The organism is Martinezella calliandrae (genome assembly GCF_030272695.1).
In the GTDB taxonomy this organism is placed as follows: domain Bacteria; phylum Pseudomonadota; class Alphaproteobacteria; order Rhizobiales; family Rhizobiaceae; genus Rhizobium; species Rhizobium calliandrae.
The window spans coordinates 1-19,099 of sequence record NZ_JARFYN010000082.1; the positions used below are offsets into that span (position 1 = coordinate 1).

The 19,099-nt window shown below is 53.2% G+C and carries 15 protein-coding genes and 2 pseudogenes; 11 read left to right on the forward strand and 6 right to left on the reverse strand.

Annotated elements, in window-relative coordinates:
• Both PY650_RS33475 and PY650_RS33480 read left to right on the forward strand, forming a co-directional pair.
• On the forward strand, positions 1–311 hold a 311-nt coding region (locus tag PY650_RS33475; RefSeq protein ID WP_285884282.1), incomplete at its 5' end, for a transposase domain-containing protein.
• Positions 312–407: 96 nt separating this feature from the next.
• On the forward strand, positions 408–605 hold the full coding sequence (locus PY650_RS33480) for an IS1096 element passenger TnpR family protein (protein ID WP_285884283.1): 198 nt from the start codon (positions 408–410) through the stop codon (positions 603–605).
• A gap of 569 nt (positions 606–1,174) precedes the next feature.
• On the opposite strand, the gene PY650_RS33485 is transcribed toward PY650_RS33480, so the two are convergent.
• Positions 1,175–1,867: a response regulator transcription factor gene (locus PY650_RS33485; RefSeq protein ID WP_285884284.1), complete on the reverse strand. Its 693-nt coding sequence runs from the start codon at positions 1,865–1,867 to the stop codon at positions 1,175–1,177.
• A gap of 188 nt (positions 1,868–2,055) precedes the next feature.
• On the opposite strand from PY650_RS33485, the gene PY650_RS33490 reads away from it, so the two are divergent.
• Positions 2,056–2,259 carry a hypothetical protein gene (locus tag PY650_RS33490; RefSeq protein ID WP_285884285.1) on the forward strand — a complete coding sequence of 68 codons (204 nt, stop codon included), beginning with the start codon at positions 2,056–2,058 and terminating at the stop codon, positions 2,257–2,259.
• Here the strand turns inward: PY650_RS33490 and PY650_RS33495 are convergent.
• The 3 genes and pseudogenes from PY650_RS33495 to PY650_RS33505 all read right to left on the reverse strand — a co-directional run.
• On the reverse strand, positions 2,246–3,088 hold the full coding sequence (locus PY650_RS33495) for an aspartyl/asparaginyl beta-hydroxylase domain-containing protein (RefSeq protein WP_285884286.1): 843 nt from the start codon (positions 3,086–3,088) through the stop codon (positions 2,246–2,248). The two genes, PY650_RS33490 and PY650_RS33495, sit on opposite strands and share 14 nt — an antisense overlap.
• 30 nt (positions 3,089–3,118) lie before the next feature.
• Complete coding sequence (locus tag PY650_RS33500) at positions 3,119–5,764, reverse strand: AMP-binding protein (protein WP_285884287.1); 2,646 nt, start codon at positions 5,762–5,764, stop codon at positions 3,119–3,121.
• 503 nt (positions 5,765–6,267) lie between these two features.
• Positions 6,268–6,626 (reverse strand): annotated as a pseudogene (locus PY650_RS33505) (ISNCY family transposase); the annotation flags it as partial.
• Between the two features lie 133 nt (positions 6,627–6,759).
• Between PY650_RS33505 and PY650_RS33510 the strand changes: the two are divergent.
• The 3 genes from PY650_RS33510 (at position 6,760) to PY650_RS33520 (ending at position 8,630) form a co-directional block, all read left to right on the forward strand.
• Positions 6,760–7,479, forward strand: a complete 720-nt coding sequence (locus PY650_RS33510; RefSeq protein ID WP_285884288.1) for an IS4 family transposase — start codon at positions 6,760–6,762, stop codon at positions 7,477–7,479.
• Positions 7,476–7,694: a hypothetical protein gene (locus tag PY650_RS33515; RefSeq protein ID WP_285884289.1), complete on the forward strand. Its 219-nt coding sequence runs from the start codon at positions 7,476–7,478 to the stop codon at positions 7,692–7,694. The genes PY650_RS33510 and PY650_RS33515 overlap by 4 nt, the downstream gene beginning before the upstream one ends.
• A 255-nt stretch (positions 7,695–7,949) precedes the next feature.
• Positions 7,950–8,630, forward strand: a complete 681-nt coding sequence (locus PY650_RS33520; protein ID WP_285884290.1) for a GntR family transcriptional regulator — start codon at positions 7,950–7,952, stop codon at positions 8,628–8,630.
• Positions 8,631–8,751: 121 nt separating this feature from the next.
• Here the strand turns inward: PY650_RS33520 and PY650_RS33525 are convergent.
• Positions 8,752–9,849, reverse strand: a pseudogene (locus PY650_RS33525) (IS1595 family transposase).
• 48 nt (positions 9,850–9,897) lie between these two features.
• A complete protein-coding gene (locus PY650_RS33530; protein ID WP_285884291.1) occupies positions 9,898–10,428 on the reverse strand; it encodes a hypothetical protein in 531 nt (176 codons plus the stop codon).
• Positions 10,429–10,649: 221 nt separating this feature from the next.
• On the opposite strand from PY650_RS33530, the gene PY650_RS33535 reads away from it, so the two are divergent.
• From PY650_RS33535 to proB, 5 genes are all read left to right on the forward strand, one after another.
• A complete protein-coding gene (locus PY650_RS33535) occupies positions 10,650–12,221 on the forward strand; it encodes a class I SAM-dependent DNA methyltransferase (RefSeq protein WP_285884292.1) in 1,572 nt (523 codons plus the stop codon).
• Positions 12,214–13,500, forward strand: coding sequence for a restriction endonuclease subunit S (locus tag PY650_RS33540; protein ID WP_285884293.1), 1,287 nt, complete (start codon positions 12,214–12,216; stop codon positions 13,498–13,500). Before PY650_RS33535 ends, PY650_RS33540 begins: the two co-directional genes overlap by 8 nt.
• Complete coding sequence (locus PY650_RS33545; protein WP_285884294.1) at positions 13,500–14,237, forward strand: abortive infection family protein; 738 nt, start codon at positions 13,500–13,502, stop codon at positions 14,235–14,237. Before PY650_RS33540 ends, PY650_RS33545 begins: the two co-directional genes overlap by 1 nt.
• The gene (locus PY650_RS33550; RefSeq protein WP_285884295.1) at positions 14,237–17,377 is read left to right on the forward strand and encodes a type I restriction endonuclease subunit R; all 3,141 of its coding nucleotides are present in this window, start codon (positions 14,237–14,239) and stop codon (positions 17,375–17,377) included. The genes PY650_RS33545 and PY650_RS33550 overlap by 1 nt, the downstream gene beginning before the upstream one ends.
• A gap of 606 nt (positions 17,378–17,983) precedes the next feature.
• Positions 17,984–18,862 (forward strand): glutamate 5-kinase, encoded by an 879-nt coding sequence (gene proB / locus PY650_RS33555; protein ID WP_285884296.1) that lies wholly within the window; start codon positions 17,984–17,986, stop codon positions 18,860–18,862.
• The last annotated feature ends 237 nt before the right edge of the window (positions 18,863–19,099 follow it).

Consider the following 19,099-nt stretch of genomic DNA (forward strand, 5'->3'; position numbering starts at 1 on the left):
ATCATAAAACCGCCGCACACGACGCCCGTAAAGCGCGTGCCAGCGATAATGGACTACGAGCTCTTGCTCGATATGGGCAGAATGTCCGCCCGACTGCAACCGGCAGAAAATCGTGGTTGTTCAGCGACACCGCCGACGGAGCCAAGGCCAGTGCCGTGATCTACAGTCTGATGCTCACCTGCCGCGCATGTGGCGTCGATCCGCTGGCATGGCTGCGCCACGTGCTCACCGAGTTGCCGCAGCGGGACGAAGCGGCCGACATAGGCGACCTGTTGCCGATCAACTTCTCCAAAACTTCTGCGGCATATTAGAGCTGGATATCGCTATCGACGGGGCGATCTAGCGCTGCAACAGCCGTCAATGCGCATCGAAAATCGCGCTTACCCTGAACCTGCGGCCCTCGCCGAATGATTACCGAAAACCCATGGGGCTATCAGGAGTTCCGCGAGGCGCTTGCCGATCCGGCGCACGAGCGACATGCCGAAATCCTCGAATGGTGGGGCAACAACGATTACAATCCCGACAGCGCCAACTTCAGCCAACTCAACAAAGCTGTCGATGACCTGGCTGCAAAATGGGCCCGAAAAGCGCGCCGAAAAATCTGAAGGCATGCAAAAGAACCTAACCTGAGCCGCATTGCTCGACCATAACCCGGCTGAAGTTCACGCGCGAGCCTTCATCCGCGTGATTGCTCGGATGCATACGGAACAAACACCGCATTTTCAGACAAAAGTGCCTTCTTCTTCAGCTCTTCAGCTCACTACGCCAAGTGTAAATCTGCTGCAGCATCAGACCGTGTCGCTGCGCAACCTCGGTAATCGTCGCCTCGTCGATCCCAACCGACCATGACAAGCTCGAGCTTCTGTTCGTCGCGCCACAGGCTCGGGCGTTGCTGCCCAAGAATCCCGATACGCATCACATGCCTCACCCAGGACACGTCACTAACGACGTCGTTAAACACGTGTCATAGGCCATCGAGACCCTATGCGGGAGGCGGCAATATCGGACCGTTACCGTTGCTCGTCCATGGAAACCCTATCACAGATTGGGACAGAAAGGGCAACATGGAAGCAAAACAGCGGTTACGTTACTCGTAGCAATTCGGCCGAATATCTCGAGCACCTGAAAGGCTTTCCTCAGCAAGCGGGATCTAGGGCTGCCCGAGCGTTCCTACTCAGCCGTCTGATGCCTCGAGCGAATAGCCGAGCGACCTAATCGTGTGAATAACGCTATTTGACGAAACCGACTTAAGCGTCTTTCTGAGCCGGCTGATATGTACGTCAACCGTGCGTGCACCGACATGGATGTTATTCGGCCAAGCCAGTGTGATCAATTCCTCCCGACTGAAAACCTTGCCCGGACTCTCGAACAGGTGCCGCAGCAAGTTGAACTCGATTAATCCCAAATGAATGTCATGCCCGTTACGCCTAATTCGGTGCGAAACGACCTCCATCTCTAGGCCACCGCGGTAAAGTCGGTGGCCGTTTTCAACCCGGTTGAAACCACGCCGCTGCGCATGCAAATAGTCGAGCAGCCTAGCCGGCACTAGCGGCCGCACCATAGTCTCGTCGACACCGGCTTTCAACAAACCGATGAGCTCGTGCTGAGCGTCGCGCGAGACCAGAGCAACCACAGGGATCCCGCTGGTCAGTGGCTCCTGCTTAAGCCGCGCACATATGATCGATTCTGTTCCGCTTGCTGCATGACAGTCCAGCAGTACCGCCAGCAGCTCCTGTTTCACGGCCACCGCAACCACTTCGTCGACAGCGCTGGCCAGTTCACTCCTAAAGCCATCGACCTCCAGAATGTGGCTGAGAATCAGATAGAGCTCTGGATCTCGTGAACAAATCAGGACCAGTGGCTTCATCAGCGGCGCCGTGCCTTCAGGAAAACGGGTGAGCCGAAGCGCGGTGGATGCCGTTGGAGCGTGAAAGCGGGCGGGCGAGCGGAGGCAGCGAAAAAGGCAATGAACTCGTGCAGCTTCACCGTGGGGGAGCATGACGCTGCCATAATAGGACCTCCCGGAAAGATTTCGGGCGGCAAGATGAACACAACATGGAAGAGCATCGGCACCAGATCGGCACCAAGCGCTGCGTGGGGGTGATTGCGCGGGCGCTCCGTCTGAACGATCGAGTGGCGTCGCTACCGCAGACTCGGCGCTTCGCCAAGCGGCTTTCGCCGGCGGGATACGTGATCCAATCCATCATGGTTTACCTCAAGGCGTCCAACTCAAAGAAGGCGCTCGTCAATAAGACATGACTTCCCCGGCTGCGCGATCAATAAGATAGAATCGCTCGAGCATATTCGTTTTTTCTATCAGGATCGGGTCGCCACGACGCCGGCATAATTCCTGCAGCCATCCATACATTGCTTGGCAGTCGATCTTGTAGAAGAAGTGAAGCTTAGCCAAAATAGAGACGATCTCTCGATAGTTAGCCTCACTGATAATTTCTGAAAGGCCCAGCACGCATTCGAGCGTTTCCTTGGACCATTTCTCTCGAGCATCAACCATCGCATTACTTTCTAATGGTTGTTTGGTTTGGCGCACAACCGCTTCGGGGAGGTGAGTTCCCTCGAAGTCGACCATCAAATGGATTCGTGGAGTTAGTGAGAAGCACCCCGCACTGTGAGGAACGCTCGCATCGAGAAACCAGATTTCGCCTAGTCCCATGTGGTAGATTCTATCGTTCTCGGTGTTCATGCATCTCTCATTTGTCGCCAGAACCAAATGCACTCTCACGAACTCTGCATCCAGTTCCAAGTAATCACGGTGCGGAATGATACAAGCGTTCTCGGATATACGTATAATTCTGGCGTAACGCATCGCGTTTGTATCAAAATGTGTCTCCAGCAATTCATTGAAATACGATAAGGATTGGCCCAAGGGCGTCGCGATCGCTGGCACGTGGTGGCTGACCACAGTGTCCTCATCCTGCGTTCCCGATCGGTTGCGCAGAATACAGGCCTCCCACTTCCCGCAGGCGAAATCCGAATATGCGGTCGAGAACTTTGCTTGTGCTAACGTAGCCAGATCCACTTTCAGACGCTTTTGGTCAAACTCGACCAGACCCAATATTCGCGTCGTCATTTTCAACCTCCGAATCTACTGAGTTCCAAGTTAAGCGACCCTTTGGCTTATGGGATATGCGCGTTGCGCTTCTTCCCGAGCCTCTTCCCGAAGAAAGCCGTATGGCTCAACTCGCATTGCGCGCACCAGCACCGCTTCCATATCTCTTACGGCCACGAGCCTTGCGTAGGTTCCAGCCAGTTCAAAGTCACGCGTAACGTCCTTTAGTTCGCGAATATCGCGAGCGACGTCGCGTGCGAGATACCTGTACTCCGGCCTCTCTGCAATATCACGGACATAGACGGATGATGAGACACGAAGCGGCCCCGTGCCGAAGTCGACGAGGCCATCGATGTTGATCGTCTTCATATAAGGAACACGGGCCAACATTTCGCAGCGGTGCACGTGCGTAGCAACCGATGTGCCGAGGCCCATGACAAAGCCTCCAGCCCTACTAATAAACTCGAAAATTGAGTCGTCACCAAACGGGGTGCGTTGCCACCATTCGGCATCGCATAATTCGCGTGTTTTTGGGCCGGTCACAACCATCGAATAAGCGGGATGCTTGGTACGCCCCCCAGATAGCTCCCGCATCACCAGATCGGCCAACACGCCTGTTTCGGACTTTGTCTCCGTAAAGTGAAATTGCCGCGTGTCGCAGTAGCTCAATGTGAACGCTGGGATGATAATTGTAGATGACGTGGCGAGGCGCTCTATCGCCTGGAGTAGAATCGATGCCACGTCACTCGGAGTTAAATTTCTTATCGCTGCAAGCGACGAGTGTAACACGACTATGCTGGGGGTCTGCGTTTCAATGCAATTGATAATTTGCTCGAGCCCATCGCGAAATTCGGCAGCATGCTCGCCTTTGCGTACGGCGCCTGCTTGAAACACGCTGCGATCGACGGGTTGAAGTTCCCTTGCCCAGTGCTCGATCGTCGAATTTTGCTCTAGATAGACGTCCTTGTTGAACATCAGGCCGATTTCGGCCAATTTGACCTGTAGCTCAAGGAACTTCAGCGAATCTATGTCGAGCTTCTGAACCTTCAGACTGGGGGATACCCATTTTCCAGTGACTGCGTTTATCGCTAACAGCAAATGGTTCAATGGAGACGCGGTTGCTTTCTCGGTATGTGGGGCGGCATCCTTCACGGTCGCCTGGAGCGCCTTCTTGGCAGTTCTCTCGAGGGCACGCTGATCGAGTTTTCCATTTGAAGTAAAAGGAAGAATGTCGAGAGGTACTACAAGCCTCGGAACACGGTCATTCGGCAGCGCCTTCGAAAGCCGCCGGCGAAGTTGATCCACGTCGGCGTTCGCGGGCGTCACTATACAGACCAAATCCTGGCCTGTATCGTCGTCCCTATCTAGCAGGATCACCGCTGAGTCTGCACATAAGCCCGTCCGGTCGATTGCGCTGGTAATTTCTCCTTTCTCCAGTCGCACTCCTCGGTACTTGATCTGGTCATCCTTTCTTCCGAGCATACGCAATCCATGTTCATCCGATGCTACGACATAATCGCCGGTGCGATAAAGCACTTGTTTGCCGTTGGTCGTTACGTGTGGCATGAAGTGCAGTTTCGATTGGCATTCGTCAGCTATATAGCTTTCGGACGTCTGAGCGCCTCCCACCCAGAGCTCGCCCTCGGCCTCAAGACCCACGTTGCACTGGTTCTCGTCCAGAACGAAGAAATCGATGTTGCACGCTGGCTGACCGGTGAACATCGGGAGGTCTGCCTCGCCACGAGGGCAATAGTAGTAATTGACGGCGACACAGCATTCGGTTGGACCATAGCTGTTTACTAGCGTCGCGTTCGGAAGAATTGAGTAAAACCGCCGTCTGACGGAGTCCGGTAGAGGTTCACCGCCGCTGATCACGTATTTGAGGTGAGTGAACCGCTCCGCCATGTCAGGAAGACGCTCGAGAGTTCCCAGGAAACATCGCAGTAGTGTTGGAACCATCTGAATAACGTTGGTGCCGCTTTGAATTAGAAATTCGGTTGTTTGAACGATCTGTGCTCCCAGTTGCGTGCTGGGCAAGACAATCGTCCCGCCGGTCGCAAATGGTACAATAAATTCGGGAATCGAGAAATCGAATGTTGGTCGCGAAAGTTGGGCAATGCTGACTCTCTCCGAAAAATCAATCATGTCAATATACCAATCGATCAAATTAAGGAGAGCTGCTTGTGAAACTGGCACCGCTTTCGGACGGCCTGTGCTCCCGGAGGTGTGCATGATGTAGGCGATGTTTGTGAACCGTGACTTTCCGCCGCGCAAGTGAGTCCGTTTGACGCAAAGTGACCCGTTTGAATCATGGCTAACGATGGCAATGGCATTCGTTTTGGAAAGTATGTAGCCCACTCGCTCATCCGACTCCGAGGGATCAACAGGCACGAATGCGATGCCCAGTATTTGGGTAGCAAGGATAGCCGTAACCAAATCAATTGATCGGGGCAGTTTGACAACGGCGGCGTCACCCGGGCGAACCCCGATCGCCTCGAAGCGTTCCTTAAGGCGGGATGCGAGGGTCGCCAGCTCGCCGTAAGTCACGTCGCCATCTTTTGTTCTGACGGCAGTTTTCGCCGGAAATTTGTGCAAAGTCTTGGCGATAACGTCGGCTATGTTGTCGTTGCCAAAACGCAAGGGTCTGCGCAAACCGGAAAGTGTGGGTGTTAGAGCATACTTGCGAGAGGCTGTCATTATTTTGCTTCCTTAGCAGCATAGCTGGGTTTACTCGCATTGCTTGGCGGTCCGCGGTATAATTTGGCAACAGCTGTCTGTCTTTCGCGCAAACGAGGGACATTAAGGTGGTTGTCATCTTTCCACCAACGTATATCGTACGTTTCTACCACATTCAGACAGAGAACCACTTTCGCTTTGCGTATCGGAAACTGAAAGGATTATACAAGCGCGCAAAAAATGTTGTGTAAATTATTTGTATACTTTGACTCACGTTGCGGCCTCGTCTAACTAGTTTTCGTATGAACAAGCATATTTAATAGCGCTCTCAAGCACTTGCCTTAGGTCTGCGTTGGCTTTGAGGGTTGGGACCGCATCAGGGTGCTGGTTTTCGCCAGAGCGGAGTTGCTACGGTGATCGCGAGCACGGCGCGGGGCCCGCAGAAGCGGGGTGATGACACTGGCACGCTTTAGGCAGGAAATGCCGCCCTCGATGCCGGCACGGAAGTTGCGTGGCTTGCGATAAGGCACGGTTTCGCCGATCAGGACGCGCCGCTCCCTGCGAGCGATGATGCGCTCAACAGCGGCCGATAGTGAGAGGCCTCGATCTGCCACGGTTCGGTAGAGGGATTGGTCGCGACTGATGTCAGTTCATGGGAGAGTTGGACACGGTCCGGCCGACCGCGAGTGAACTGAATATTGCTGGCGCACTTCCTGGCCGCGCGGCAATGGTCACGCCATGCCATGCCGGCGCCGCCGATCAGGGTGTCGCCCGCTTCAGCAGGCGCACAGTGATCCGCACGGTGTCCCGCAGCAGGCTGCTGTCGTTCGGCTAGTGCCGCAGTGACGGTGCTACCCAATCGCACGACACTGCCATCCTCCATCGCTAGGAAGTGTGGCCCGCCCCGTCTGCGGGCTTTTGATGCATTCGAGCATGGCCGTCACGCTGGACGGTTTGCCGCTTGGCCTTTCGGCCATCAAGTTCTGGACGCGGTCGAAGTTCAAGGAACCGCTGCGTTGAAGAAAAAGGTCAACCTGACGCGGTTGCCTATAGAAGAGAAGGAGTGCTTCCGCTGGCTACAGAACATGCGGGAGTCGATTGCGCTGTTCGGTGATGCCGCGCGCTGCATCCATATAGGTGATCGAGAAAGCGACATCTATGAGCTTTTCTGCATGGCCCATGAACTCGGCACCCATTTCCTGGTGAGGACTTGCGTTGATCGGCTGGCGGGCGACGGCGAGCATACGATCGCCGTCCAGATGAATGAGGCCGAAATCAGCGGAATGCACGAGGTCGAGGTCCGCGATGCAAATGGCAAGCCTGAGACGATTGTTGTCGAGATCAGATTCCGCCGCATCCATGTTTTGCCGCCGATCGGTAAGCAGAAGCGCTATCCAGCACTTGATTTGACGGTGATCCACGCCCAGGAGCAGGCGGAACCAAAGCATCGGCCAAGGATCGACTGGAAGCTGATCACCGATCTACCCGTTCCTTCCCACGAAGACGCCATCGAGAAGCTCGACTGGTACGCCATGCGCTGGAAGATAGAGACCTTCCATAAGATCCTGAAATCCGGTTGCAGGGCCGAAGAGGCCCAACTGCAAACCGCCGAGCGCTTGGTGAAGCTCATTGCCGTCTTCTGCATCCTGGCCTGGCGGATCTTCTGGATGACCATGCTCAACCGAGCCACGCCGGATGCCGACCCCGCGGTCGCGATCACGCAGATCGAGATATGAAGCTGCTCGACCATCTTCTCCCCGACAAGGACGATCCGCTCCCAGACAGCGCTGGCACTTTGTCCACCAATTTGATCAAGCTTGCAAAGCTCGGCGGCTATCTGGCTCGCGCCCATGATCCGCCACCGGGCAATACCGTCATGTGCCGAGGCTTATCGCGCCTCACCGATATCAGGATCGGCATGACCATCGGCGCTGAACTTCTGGGTAATTGAAAGCCTGCTCGGATGGATACCATTTGTCGGATCCACGACACAACGGTGTTCAGGTTTATGGCCGGTGTAAGCGTACAGAAAAATGCCTTGGGACAGCTATTCTGCGGACTTGGCGCGATTCTTGAAGATGCTCTGTGTCCGGCGCACAGCTCTCGGGCGTCATAAGCTTCGACAGATACCGTGGGAGACTCTGCCATCGTGCGCCCAAATAGCAAAAAGGCTTTGTGAGTTGACTTCGAAAGTGTGATCGAAAATATGTCCGACCAGACGAACGAGCGTTCAAAGTACCAGCTTAAACGACAGAGCATACCTGAGGAATTGGCAGAGTCGTTACGCGAACGCATTCTCAAAGGGGAATTTAAGGAAGGTGACCAGCTCGTCCAAGAAGCAATCGCGGCCGAATATGATTGTAGTCGAATGCCTGTCCGCGAAGCATTTCGCCAATTGGAAGCAGCCGGGCTGATTGTGTCCAGGATTCATAAGGGTGCCTTTGTCACGTCACTGCCAACAGACCAAATTATGGAACTGTTCGAGCTGCGGGCAATAATGGAGTGTGACCTTCTCAACCACACGGTGAGCCGAATGGCAGATGAACAAGTGATTCGGGCCGCGCAAATACTGGAAGAACTCGACGAAGCCTATAGCAGGAGGGACATCGGAAAGGTTAACTCCTTAAACTGGGAGTTTCACCGCAGTCTCTACTCGCGAACAGAGCGCCCCCAGACTTTGGTGCTTATTCGGGGTATAAATGTACAGATCGAGCGCTACATTAGGCGTCATCAGATTTTGACCTCTCGCTTTGAGGAAGCAGAGGAGGAACATCGGCAAATCTTGGCTTCGTTTAAATCCGGCGCCCCGTCCGTCATAGAGTTGATGAGAGAGCACATCATCCAAACAGGTCATAGTCTTGTCAAAGCCCTCAAAACCGCTAAGTAGTGCGTCGGTTTTCCCTGCACTTTACGCGATCCAATTGCAAGGATCCTGCCCGTCTTTTAGAATGGCCGGTCTGTATCACTCGGATAATCGATCTGTTCCAGCACATCTGACGCGGCCTTTATCAACCAAAGGCAGCTACGGCCGATTTGATAGTGATGCCGCCGTCCGGGCTTCTGCGCATCTGGCGACCGGTGGAGCGCGGAACACTTGCAATAACTGCAGTGCGGGAGGCACCCGCGACCAAAGGGTTTTCATACTTTCCCTGCCATTTCGGCTTTTTTCGCATAGCCTGGCCGGTTACGACACGTTGGGACCAGCGGAAGCCTATTTCATGGAAATACAAATCGGCGAGTTCCGGGCTGATGTGATGAAAGACACCTGCGATGGTTCGGCGGACCCGAGCATTGAACCCTTCAACTGAATTGACGTGGACGGTATCACGGACATATTCGCGGCTGGAGTGGTTGACCGTCTCGTGTGCGGCAAAGCTCTCGCCAATAGCCATGAATGCCTTTGCCTCGTCACTCATCAAATGTGCCTGAAGCTCGACTTGTGGTGCAATCGCGCCTACGGCAGCACGCAATGAAAGGCCGGTAACGACAGCGGCGCGAGCATCGCCCGCAGCGGAACCCGGGGTGACATCTGCTGGTCGCTGAACAATCGCCACGACCCGCGTCTTCTGCGTTTTTACTTGCCCTTTGCGGCCTCTTCCGAGCGATGGATCATCGGGATGCTTTCGTGGCCTGCCACCGAGATAGAAATGGTCAATCTCTACCGTGCCGTCGAGGATGTTCTCGCGCGCCACCATGAGACGCATAGCATGACCGATCCGCCAGGCCGTGGGTTGGCTTACACCGAGCGTCTCGGCGAGACGAACCGAGGACAAGCCTTTGTCCGATTGCAACAACAGCCACATCGCCTTGAGCCATACGCGCAAGGGAAGTTTCGTGGCGTGCAAGGGCGTATGGGTTGTCACCGTGAACTGGAAACGGCAATCACCGCTGGAGCATTGATAGAGACCCGGCCGCGCACGGCGCTTGCCAGTATCGCGGCCAGCTATCGCGATCGAGCGTTTGTAACCACAGGCGGGGCAGATCCTGCCATTCGGCCATACCATGCTTTCGAGCAAACGACGGCAATGCTCCTCGTCCCGGAACGCGGCGACCATGTCGTCAACCGTCCGAATATTGGAAAGCGTTGCCAGCATCATTTCAGACATAATTACCTCCTTCGGGACTGACCGAAGAATCGCATGGAAAGCACGACTTCACAACAAATTTGCTGTCTTTGGTTGATAAAGGCCTCTGACGCTACCGCAAGAGTCGGGTGAAACGGTTGCCAACCACCCGACCACTGGCTGCGTGCGCTCGTTGCTCCAGACGCTGGGAAAATCTGCGGCCAGCGCCCGAATCCGTTCCTGCGCAGCGCCGTCCAGCAATGACTGGTCTGTTTCGTTTTGACGCTCATGTTCGCGCTGAAGCGCATCGAGGTCGCGTAGCTTGCCATTCCAGTCCGCTTCGAGTGCGTCGGCAACCAAGCGGTTGTCGGGGTCGACCTTCAGATAGCGGCGGCGTGCGAGTTCAGCCTCATACCGGGCGCGCTGTAACCGTTTGTCGCGGAGCGAGGCAGCTTGCTCGACACGTTGTGAGATATCCTGCTGCACCGCCAGCGCGACCTCTATCGCCGTCGGTGAGACCGCGCTCAGGAAGGCCGGTGTCGAATTTCTCGGTGCCGGCGCCAAAGGCGAAGGGGTCAGATTGACTTCGTAATGGTGCGCCGGGGAGGAAGCGCCCGCCATAACTCAAAACCGGACGCTCTAGGATGGATAGGGGGACACCATGTTCCCCGGTCAATGTTGATCAATAATTACAATCCTTCGACTCTACCCTATTGGACGCCAACCGTTTACGGTTGTGCAGGAGGATGCTGATTCCGAGCCGCCGGTGGCGATAACAACCGACATTGGGTGGCCGGTATCAGCTATTAATAGCAGATCGGGGTATCGAATTGGCGCGCAAATTGAAGTCCGCTGAACAGCAAGACACCAAGCTCAGCTTTGAGGCCGACCTATTTAGGTTGGCGGATAAGCTGCGAGGGAATATGGAGCCCTCTGATTACAAACATATTGTGCTTGGCTTGATTTTCCTGAAATATATATCTGATAGCTTCGAGAAGAAGCATCGGGAACTACTGGACGAGTACCCGGAAGGCGCTGAAGACCGCGACGAATATTCTGCCGAGAATATTTATTGGGTTCCTCGCACAGCTCGCTGGTCTCATCTTCAGTCGAATGCCAAACTGCCGTCAATCGGACGCTTGATCGACGAAGCGATGATCGCCTTGGAGGCACACAATGATGCCCTAAAGGGGGTTCTTTCTAAAGATTACGCTCGCCCTTCCTTAAGCGCTGTGATGCTTGGAGAGCTCATTGATCTGATATCTGGGATCGAGCTCAAAAATGCCGACGGTCCAGCAACCGACCTTTTGGGACGCGTATATGAGTTTTTCTTGTCTGAGTTCGCCGGATCAGAAGGCAAACGCGGTGGAGAGTTCTACACACCGCAATCTGTGGTTGGTGTTATAGTAGGAATGCTGGAACCGTACAAAGGGCGTGTATATGATCCTTGTTGCGGCTCCGGGGGCATGTTTGTGCAATCAGAAAAGTTTGTAGAGGAACACGGCGGTCGGAAAGGCGACATAGCCATCTATGGACAAGAATCCAATCATACGACATGGCGTCTTTGCAAGATGAACCTTGCGGTTCGAGGGATCGACAGCGATATAAAGTGGAACAGCGAAGGTAGCTTCCACAAGAACGAGCTTCGAGACCTAAAGGCGGACTACATCCTCGCAAATCCTCCTTTCAACATCTCCGATTGGGGCGGTGAACGTCTGCGGGAAGATGTGAGATGGAAGTACGGAGTTCCGCCGGTCGGAAACGCGAACTATGCGTGGCTCCAGCATATTATTCATCACCTAAGTCCAACGGGTGTTGCTGGCGTTGTACTGGCGAATGGCTCGATGTCTTCTACCCAGAACGGCGAAGGAGAAATCCGACGTGCGATGATTGAAGGCATAGGTAAAGAAGCTGGCGTTGTTGATTGCATGGTGGCGCTACCAGGCCAACTCTTTTACTCAACGCAGATACCCGCGTGCCTCTGGTTTCTAGCGAGGGATCGGTCGAATGGTCTCGCTCGGAATTGGAAGCTTCGCGATCGCCGCAACGAAATCCTATTCATCGACGCGCGAAAAATGGGCGTCATGATTGACCGCACGCGTCGGGAGCTTACGGCTCAGAATATCGAACTGATCGCTCAGACCTATCATGCTTGGCGCGGTGAGGCTGAAGCGGGCGTATATGCTGACATGCCTGGTTTCGCCAAATCAGCTACGATCGAAGAGGTCCGGGTTAACGGCTACGTGCTAACCCCAGGACGCTACGTTGGCAGCGAGGATGTTGTTACGACTGATGAGTCGTTTGTCCAGCGCTTTACACAATTGAAAGCCAAACTGGAAACCGAATTCGCGACAGCTGCCAGCCTCAGCACGAAAATTTCGGCGAATCTTAAGAGGCTGTCGGTTGATGGCTAATGTTCAGTACGTTCCACTTTCCCAGGTCGCGACCCTGATGTCGGGTGGCACACCTTCAAAGAATAATCCAGATTTTTGGAATGGTGGCATACCCTGGTTAACGCCAAAAGACATGTCCGCATTTGATGGGACGACACAAGATCGCGTCACCAAACGTGCAATTGGTAATGGTACGCGAGTTGCCCCAGACAACGCAATATTCGTGGTTGTTCGCGGCATGTCCCTTCACAGCGAGATTCGTATCGTGCATCCGCGTCTGCCAATTGCGTTCAACCAAGATATCAAAGCAATCGTGCCTGATAGTATCAATAGCAGGTTCCTGTATTTCGCCCTGGAAGCGCAAAAGACCTATCTGCTTGGTTCGGTAGAAGCCGCTGGGCATGGCACTGGCGTCCTGCCCACAGACAAATTGAATGCAACTCCAATCCCCGATCGCTCGCCCAAAGATCAAGATGAAATAGGAGACTTATTAGGCGCAATCGACGATAAAATTTCGTCCAATGAGTCTATTAATTCATTTTTGGAAAGCGGTATCAGAATGCTTTTCAAAGATTGGTTTGTCGATTTTGGTCCGACAACAGCAAAACAAAGCGGGGATGTAGCTAACCAAGTTCAAAGTTCAGTCAACTATATCCCGAAGCGTCTATTTGAGCTGTTTCCCGGTTCTTTCGACGAGAATGGGATACCGGCGGGGTGGAATCCTGCGCCACTCGATCAGATTGCTTCATTCCTGAATGGGCTTGCATTGCAGAAGTATCCCGCAACTGGGTCCGAGTATCTGCCCGTTGTTAAAATATCTCAGTTGCGATCAGGGTCTACCAATGGTGCAGACAGAGCTTCAGTTAATATACCGGCCGACTACGTTATCGATGACGAAGATGTAATATTCTCTTGGTCTGGAACATTGATGCAAGATATTTGGACCGGCGGTCCAGGAGCTTTGAACCAGCATCTATTCAAAGTGACATCGGACCAATACCCTAAATGGTTTCATTACTTCTGGGTTGATTACTATATGCCTGAGTTCCAAGCGATCGCGGAATCAAAGGCTACCACGATGGGGCATATACAGCGGGTACACCTATCGCAAGCTCGCGTCGTCGTACCCGGCCCAGAATTTATGACCGCGGCGAATGAGACGATTGATCCGATGTTTAGACTAATGATAGCCAACCGGCTGGAAAATCGAACACTTACGAGCTTACGCGAAGCGTTGCTTCCCAAGTTGATGTCGGGCGAGGTTGAAATTAATGAAGCACGCGAGGAGCTACAAAGCTGATGAGCAGAGACTGGTATCCAGGGATCGTCGCATTTTGCGAATACTGGGCGCCAGCGCCCACTTTGCAACAGACCTTAGACACCTTCGAAAGTGAATTTGCGTCAGGGAATGATGCTTGCATTGATGCTTCGAAGGGACTGATCGACTGCGCATGCAGGACGATCATTGAATCACTTGATGATCCCGCCAAGCCCCTAAAGCCTACGCGGGAAGATATCCCCACAGGCGAGCTAGTCGGCCTGGTGATACGCCTCCTAGGTCTAGGGGATATTCGGGATAGAGCGTTCATTAATCTTGTAAAGGGACACAACAACGTCACCGAAGCCCTGAGAGTTCTAAGGAATTCGTCAGGAACTATCAGTCATGGAAAAGATGGATTTCTCGCCAAGCTTTCTCGGCACCATCAACGGTCATCGATACTTGCTGCGGATGCTATAATTACATTTTTGCATGAGGCGTATTTAGAAATTAAGCTAGATCTATTGAATCCGGTCGAGCCCTACGAGAGATTTACGAATATAAACGAGCTAATCGACAGTTATGTCGGTTTTAAATCTGCCAAGATTGAGGATGAACTCCTTAATATCGTTTTGAAACTTCCTGATGCAGAAGAATATAATTTGTCAATTGAACCCTCGCGCCTACTCTTCGGCATTGATAGGATCGCTTACAAGCAAGCCTTTGAGGCATCAGAGCAAGCCTCATTGTCCGGTATTACTGAAGCCGAAAGCGCGTGATGAGTTATCTGTCTGAGAACGAGCTTGAGAGCCTCTTGCTGGATGAGTTTGTAGCCCTCGGCTACAATCTGGCCGCCGACAGCGTGATCGGTCCGGATGGATCTGAGCCAGAGCGTGACGCGTATTCTGATGTTGTTCTCTACAAGCGGCTCAAACTAGCAGTCGATCGATTAAACAGCCATATACCCGAACTGGCGCGGCTTGATGCCATCAAGCAGATCATGGCCACTGAAAGGCCATCTCTCCTGGAGGAAAATCGCCGAATTCATCGTCTTCTCGTCGAAGGGGTTCCGGTCGAGTTTTATGGCGAAGACGGGACGATCCGCGGTGATCTCGTTCAACTGCTCGACTTCAATCAACCGGCTAATAACGACTGGATGGTTAGTGGCCAATTTTCACTCGTTGATGGCTCCTACAGCCGTCGGCCTGATGTTGTGGTTTTTCTTAATGGGTTGCCCGTTGCGGTTGTGGAACTCAAAAAACCTGGTATCGGGGCGGATAAGCTTGGAGAAGCTTTCAACCAGCTCCAAACTTACAAGATTCAAGTTCCATCGCTTTTTCGGACGAACGCTTTGCTCATCGTTTCGGATGGCATGCGAGCCAGAGTTGGTTCACTTAATGCAACTCACGAACGCTTCATGCCTTGGCGGACGATAGATGGATACGCCACAGTTCCATCAGGCACGCCTGAGCTACACACCCTCATCAGAGGAGTATTTGAAAAGCATAACCTTCTTAACCTGATACGGAACTTCACAGTCTTTGCCGACGGCAGCGGCGGGACAAAGAAGATCGTTGCAGGCTACCACCAATTTCATGCGGTTAAGCACGCGGTGAGCAAGACTATTGAGGCAAGCTCGCCTGCAGGTGATCGCAAGGTTGGCGTGATTTGGCACACGCAAGGCTCCGGTAAGAGCTACTTGATGGCTTTCTACGCCGGATTGCTCGTGAAGACGCCAGAGTTGGAGAATCCAACGATTTTGGTCGTCACAGACCGAAATGATTTGGATGACCAGCTATTCAGCACATTTTCAAGTTGCAAGGATTTGCTGAGGCAAACGCCAGAGCACGTCGACAATCGTGGTCAACTCAATGAGATGCTCAATCGTGCTTCAGGCGGCGTAATATTCACCACACTGCAGATGTTCAATACTGAAAGTGAAGAGGGTATTTTTCCGACGATTTCAACTCGAAGAAATATCGTCGTCATCGCCGATGAAGCTCATCGTAGCCAATATGGTTTCCGAGCCAAAATAAGCAATAGTGGTAAAATATCTTATGGCTTCGCAAAGTATATACGTGATGCGTTTCCCAACGCGTCATTCGTCGGGTTTACAGGAACCCCAATCGAATCTGGCGATGTGAATACCCCCGCAATATTCGGAAACTATATTGACGTCTACGACATTAGCCAAGCAGTCCAAGACGGTGCGACTGTTCCTATATACTATGAGGGCCGACTTGCACGCATTGAGCTGCCGGAGGAAAATAAGCCGATCGTTGATGAAGAAATCAGCGGACTAACGGAAGACGATCTCGGGGATGAGCAAGAGCGCATCAAGGCGCGTTGGGCTACTGTGGAACGCTTGGTCGGCGCCGAAGCACGCTTAAAACTAGTGGCCGCAGACATCGTGACGCATTTCGAAAGCCGTTTAGAAGCCATGGACGGAAAAGCCATGGTCGTGTGCATGAGTCGCCGAATCTGTGTTGAGCTGTACAACCACATCGTAGCGCTTCGACCTCAATGGCACAGTAGCAGTGATGCGGATGGCGTTGTCAAAGTCGTGATGACCGGGTCAGCAGGCGATCGGCCTGAATGGCAAGAGCACATCGGAAACAATAGAAGGCGTGCCGATCTCGCAAAGCGAGCGAAAGACGCGTCTGATCCTTTAAAGCTTATCCTCGTTCGCGACATGTGGCTAACTGGATTTGATGCTCCATCGCTTCATACAATGTACGTCGATAAGCCTATGAAGGGGCATGGGCTCATGCAGGCCATTGCGCGCGTAAATCGCGTCTTCAAAGACAAGCCTGCGGGGCTTGTGGTGGATTATATCGGCATCGCGCAAAGCTTAAGGAACGCGCTACGCGATTATTCGCGATCTGACCAAGAGAAAACCGGGATTGATGAACGTGAGGCTGTAGTCGCCGTTCTACGCAGCTATGAGATAGTTAAAGCGATGTTCGATGGCTTTAATTTTTCCACCGGATTGAGCGGATCTGCCCAACAACGTTTAGCCGCTTTAGCAGGAGCTGTTGAATGGATTTTGTCTGCTCAACACCGAGACGCTGCCGCAGCCCCAACCGAGGAAGGAAAGAAGCTGGCCTTAAGGCGCTACCCGGATGCAGTACTGAATCTCTCAAAGGCTTTTGCCTTGGCGGCAGGTAGCGACGAAGCCAAAGCTATTGCAGCGGATGTAGGCTTTTTTCAAGCTGTTCGTGCGGCTCTAATTGGTTCGAAAGAAGGTGGGATTGGAACGGAGGCGGATCGCGATTTTGCAGTTCAGCAGATATTAAACCGAGCTGTGGTTTCGACGGAAATCATCGATATCATGCGAGCGTCAGGACTCCAAAGTCCAGACATCTCAATTCTTTCCGACGAGTTCCTGTCTGAAGTGCAGGCTTTAGAACGAAAGAACCTTGCTCTTGAGGCGCTTCGTAGGCTGCTGAAGGGAGAAATCCAGTCGCGAGCTCGGACAAACATCGTAGAGACGAAGCGGTTTTCCGAACGGCTAGAGCAAGCAATCGCTCGTTATCACTCCAATGCAATCACCACGGGAGAAGTCATACAAGAGCTTATCCGATTAGCAAAGGAAATGCGCGAGGCCTTGCAAAGGGGAGAAGCGGAGGGTCTGACAACTGAGGAAATCGCCTTCTACGACGCTCTAGCGGAAAACGATAGCGCGGTACAGATTCTGGGCAACGAATCTCTCCGGCTTATTGCGCACGAGCTGCTGACGAGTCTGCAAAACAATATCACTGTCGATTGGGCTCACCGAGAGAACGCGCGAGCGAAAATGCGGGTCTTGGTAAAACGCATACTCAGGAAATATGGTTATCCTCCCGACCTTCAGGATGCGGCTGTGCAGACTGTACTGCGGCAAGCAGAGGCACTGTCGGCGGCTTGGGTTACCGCATAATGAGAGTCAATCGTGCAAAATTTCTAGCAGGGGGTATTAAAGTCTCTTCGTGTGGCCTTCCCCCGCTGGAGTACCGCAGCTTTGGCGGACCAAAATTCTCACCGGGCAACACATACGATCGTTTCGAACGTGCCTCCATCATGTCAGAACGTATGAGGTGAGGCATACGGGATTGTTCGTGGGGCATATCTCTGCTGTTAATGGTCGTGGCAGCAAGCAGTCATACATCTATACTGGTGGGATCTGCGTACAGCGCATTCTTCTGGCACGAAGACGTTGGTATCCCTGGATATTTGCCGAAAGAGAATTGAGCCGGTCTTCGCTCTTTTCAGCGATGCTCTTTTTAGTTGCGTGAGATCCAATATCGAAGCGTATGTGATCCCGCTCACGAGTGGCTTTTTTTATTCCTATCTCCTTACCCCAAGGGGGCGGCTAACTGAAATTTTACAAGAACTTTACGACGTCATTGCGCTCGCAATGGTACGTTTCTCTAAAAAATCTGGGACAGGGTGGGGCACAAAGATCTAACGCCTGAGCACTCTACGGCAATGTCTGAAGTGTCCCACGCTATCCACTCAAGAATCGCCCCGAAGAGGCACGAGAGAAATGAATTCGTTTCTAGTACAACAAGATTCCGCGCCAACAAACCCGACTATAGTGCAATTGTCTTCTGCTACCCGACTGGTCGTGAAAGTTGGCTCCGCGCTCATTGCCGACACAGAAACGGGAGAAATACGGGCCGCTTGGCTTGATACGCTGATAGAAGATGTCATCCGATTTATCGCTCGCGGGCAGCAGGTGATCATCGTGAGCTCTGGAGCTGTCGCGGTTGGATCGCGTCACATCGGTGAGTTGGACAAGCGTCTAAGGACCGGGATGAAGCATGCGGCCGCCGCTATTGGCCAGGTTCAGATAATGCGTGCCTACGAACAGAGTTTGAAACGCCGTGGGTTCGGGGTAGGGGAGGTATTATTGAGTAGCGAAGACTTAGACGACCAGCAGCGCCGCCTAAATAATAGGGGAACCCTGCAACAGCTTTTCCAGGTTGGCGCTGTACCGGTCATCAACGAGAACGATACGACAGCAACGACCGGCATATGTGTTGGCGACAATGATCGGCTTGCGGCTCGGGTCGCTCAGATGGTGGATGCCGGCTTCCTTATTGTTCTGTCAGACGTAGATGGCCTCTTTACGGAAGATCCACACGGCAATCCGCTGGCTCGCTTGGTGACTGAGGTACGGTGCATCACTCCCGAAATAGAGGCAATGGCCGCTAGTTCGCCCGCTCGTTACGGTGTGGGCGGTATGGTCACAAAGCTGATCGCAGCGAAAATCGCCATGGACGCAGGGTGCGCAATGATCATTGCGAAAGGAAGCAAATCTTACCCGCTTACCGCCATCGAAAGGGGCGGGCCTTCAACAAGGTTTATTCCGCTCAATCAATACAGGGGAACGTACGACGTTGGTACCAGTCAGTTCGCATAAGGCTGTAAGTAGGTCGCGAATCACGCTGCCCCAGGACAGCTACGCGCGCGTGAGAACGGTGACACACGATCAAAGCGGGCCGTCTCCAAGGTGCTTTCCGCCACCTGGCAACGCTGCCGCGTGGGGCTGTTGAAAAAGTCTCATGTATCTGATTCAATTGAGTTATCGTTGATTCTCTGGAGCCTTCCGATGCTCGGCCGTAAGGAACGCGATCAGCTCGAACTCTACATGTGCGGC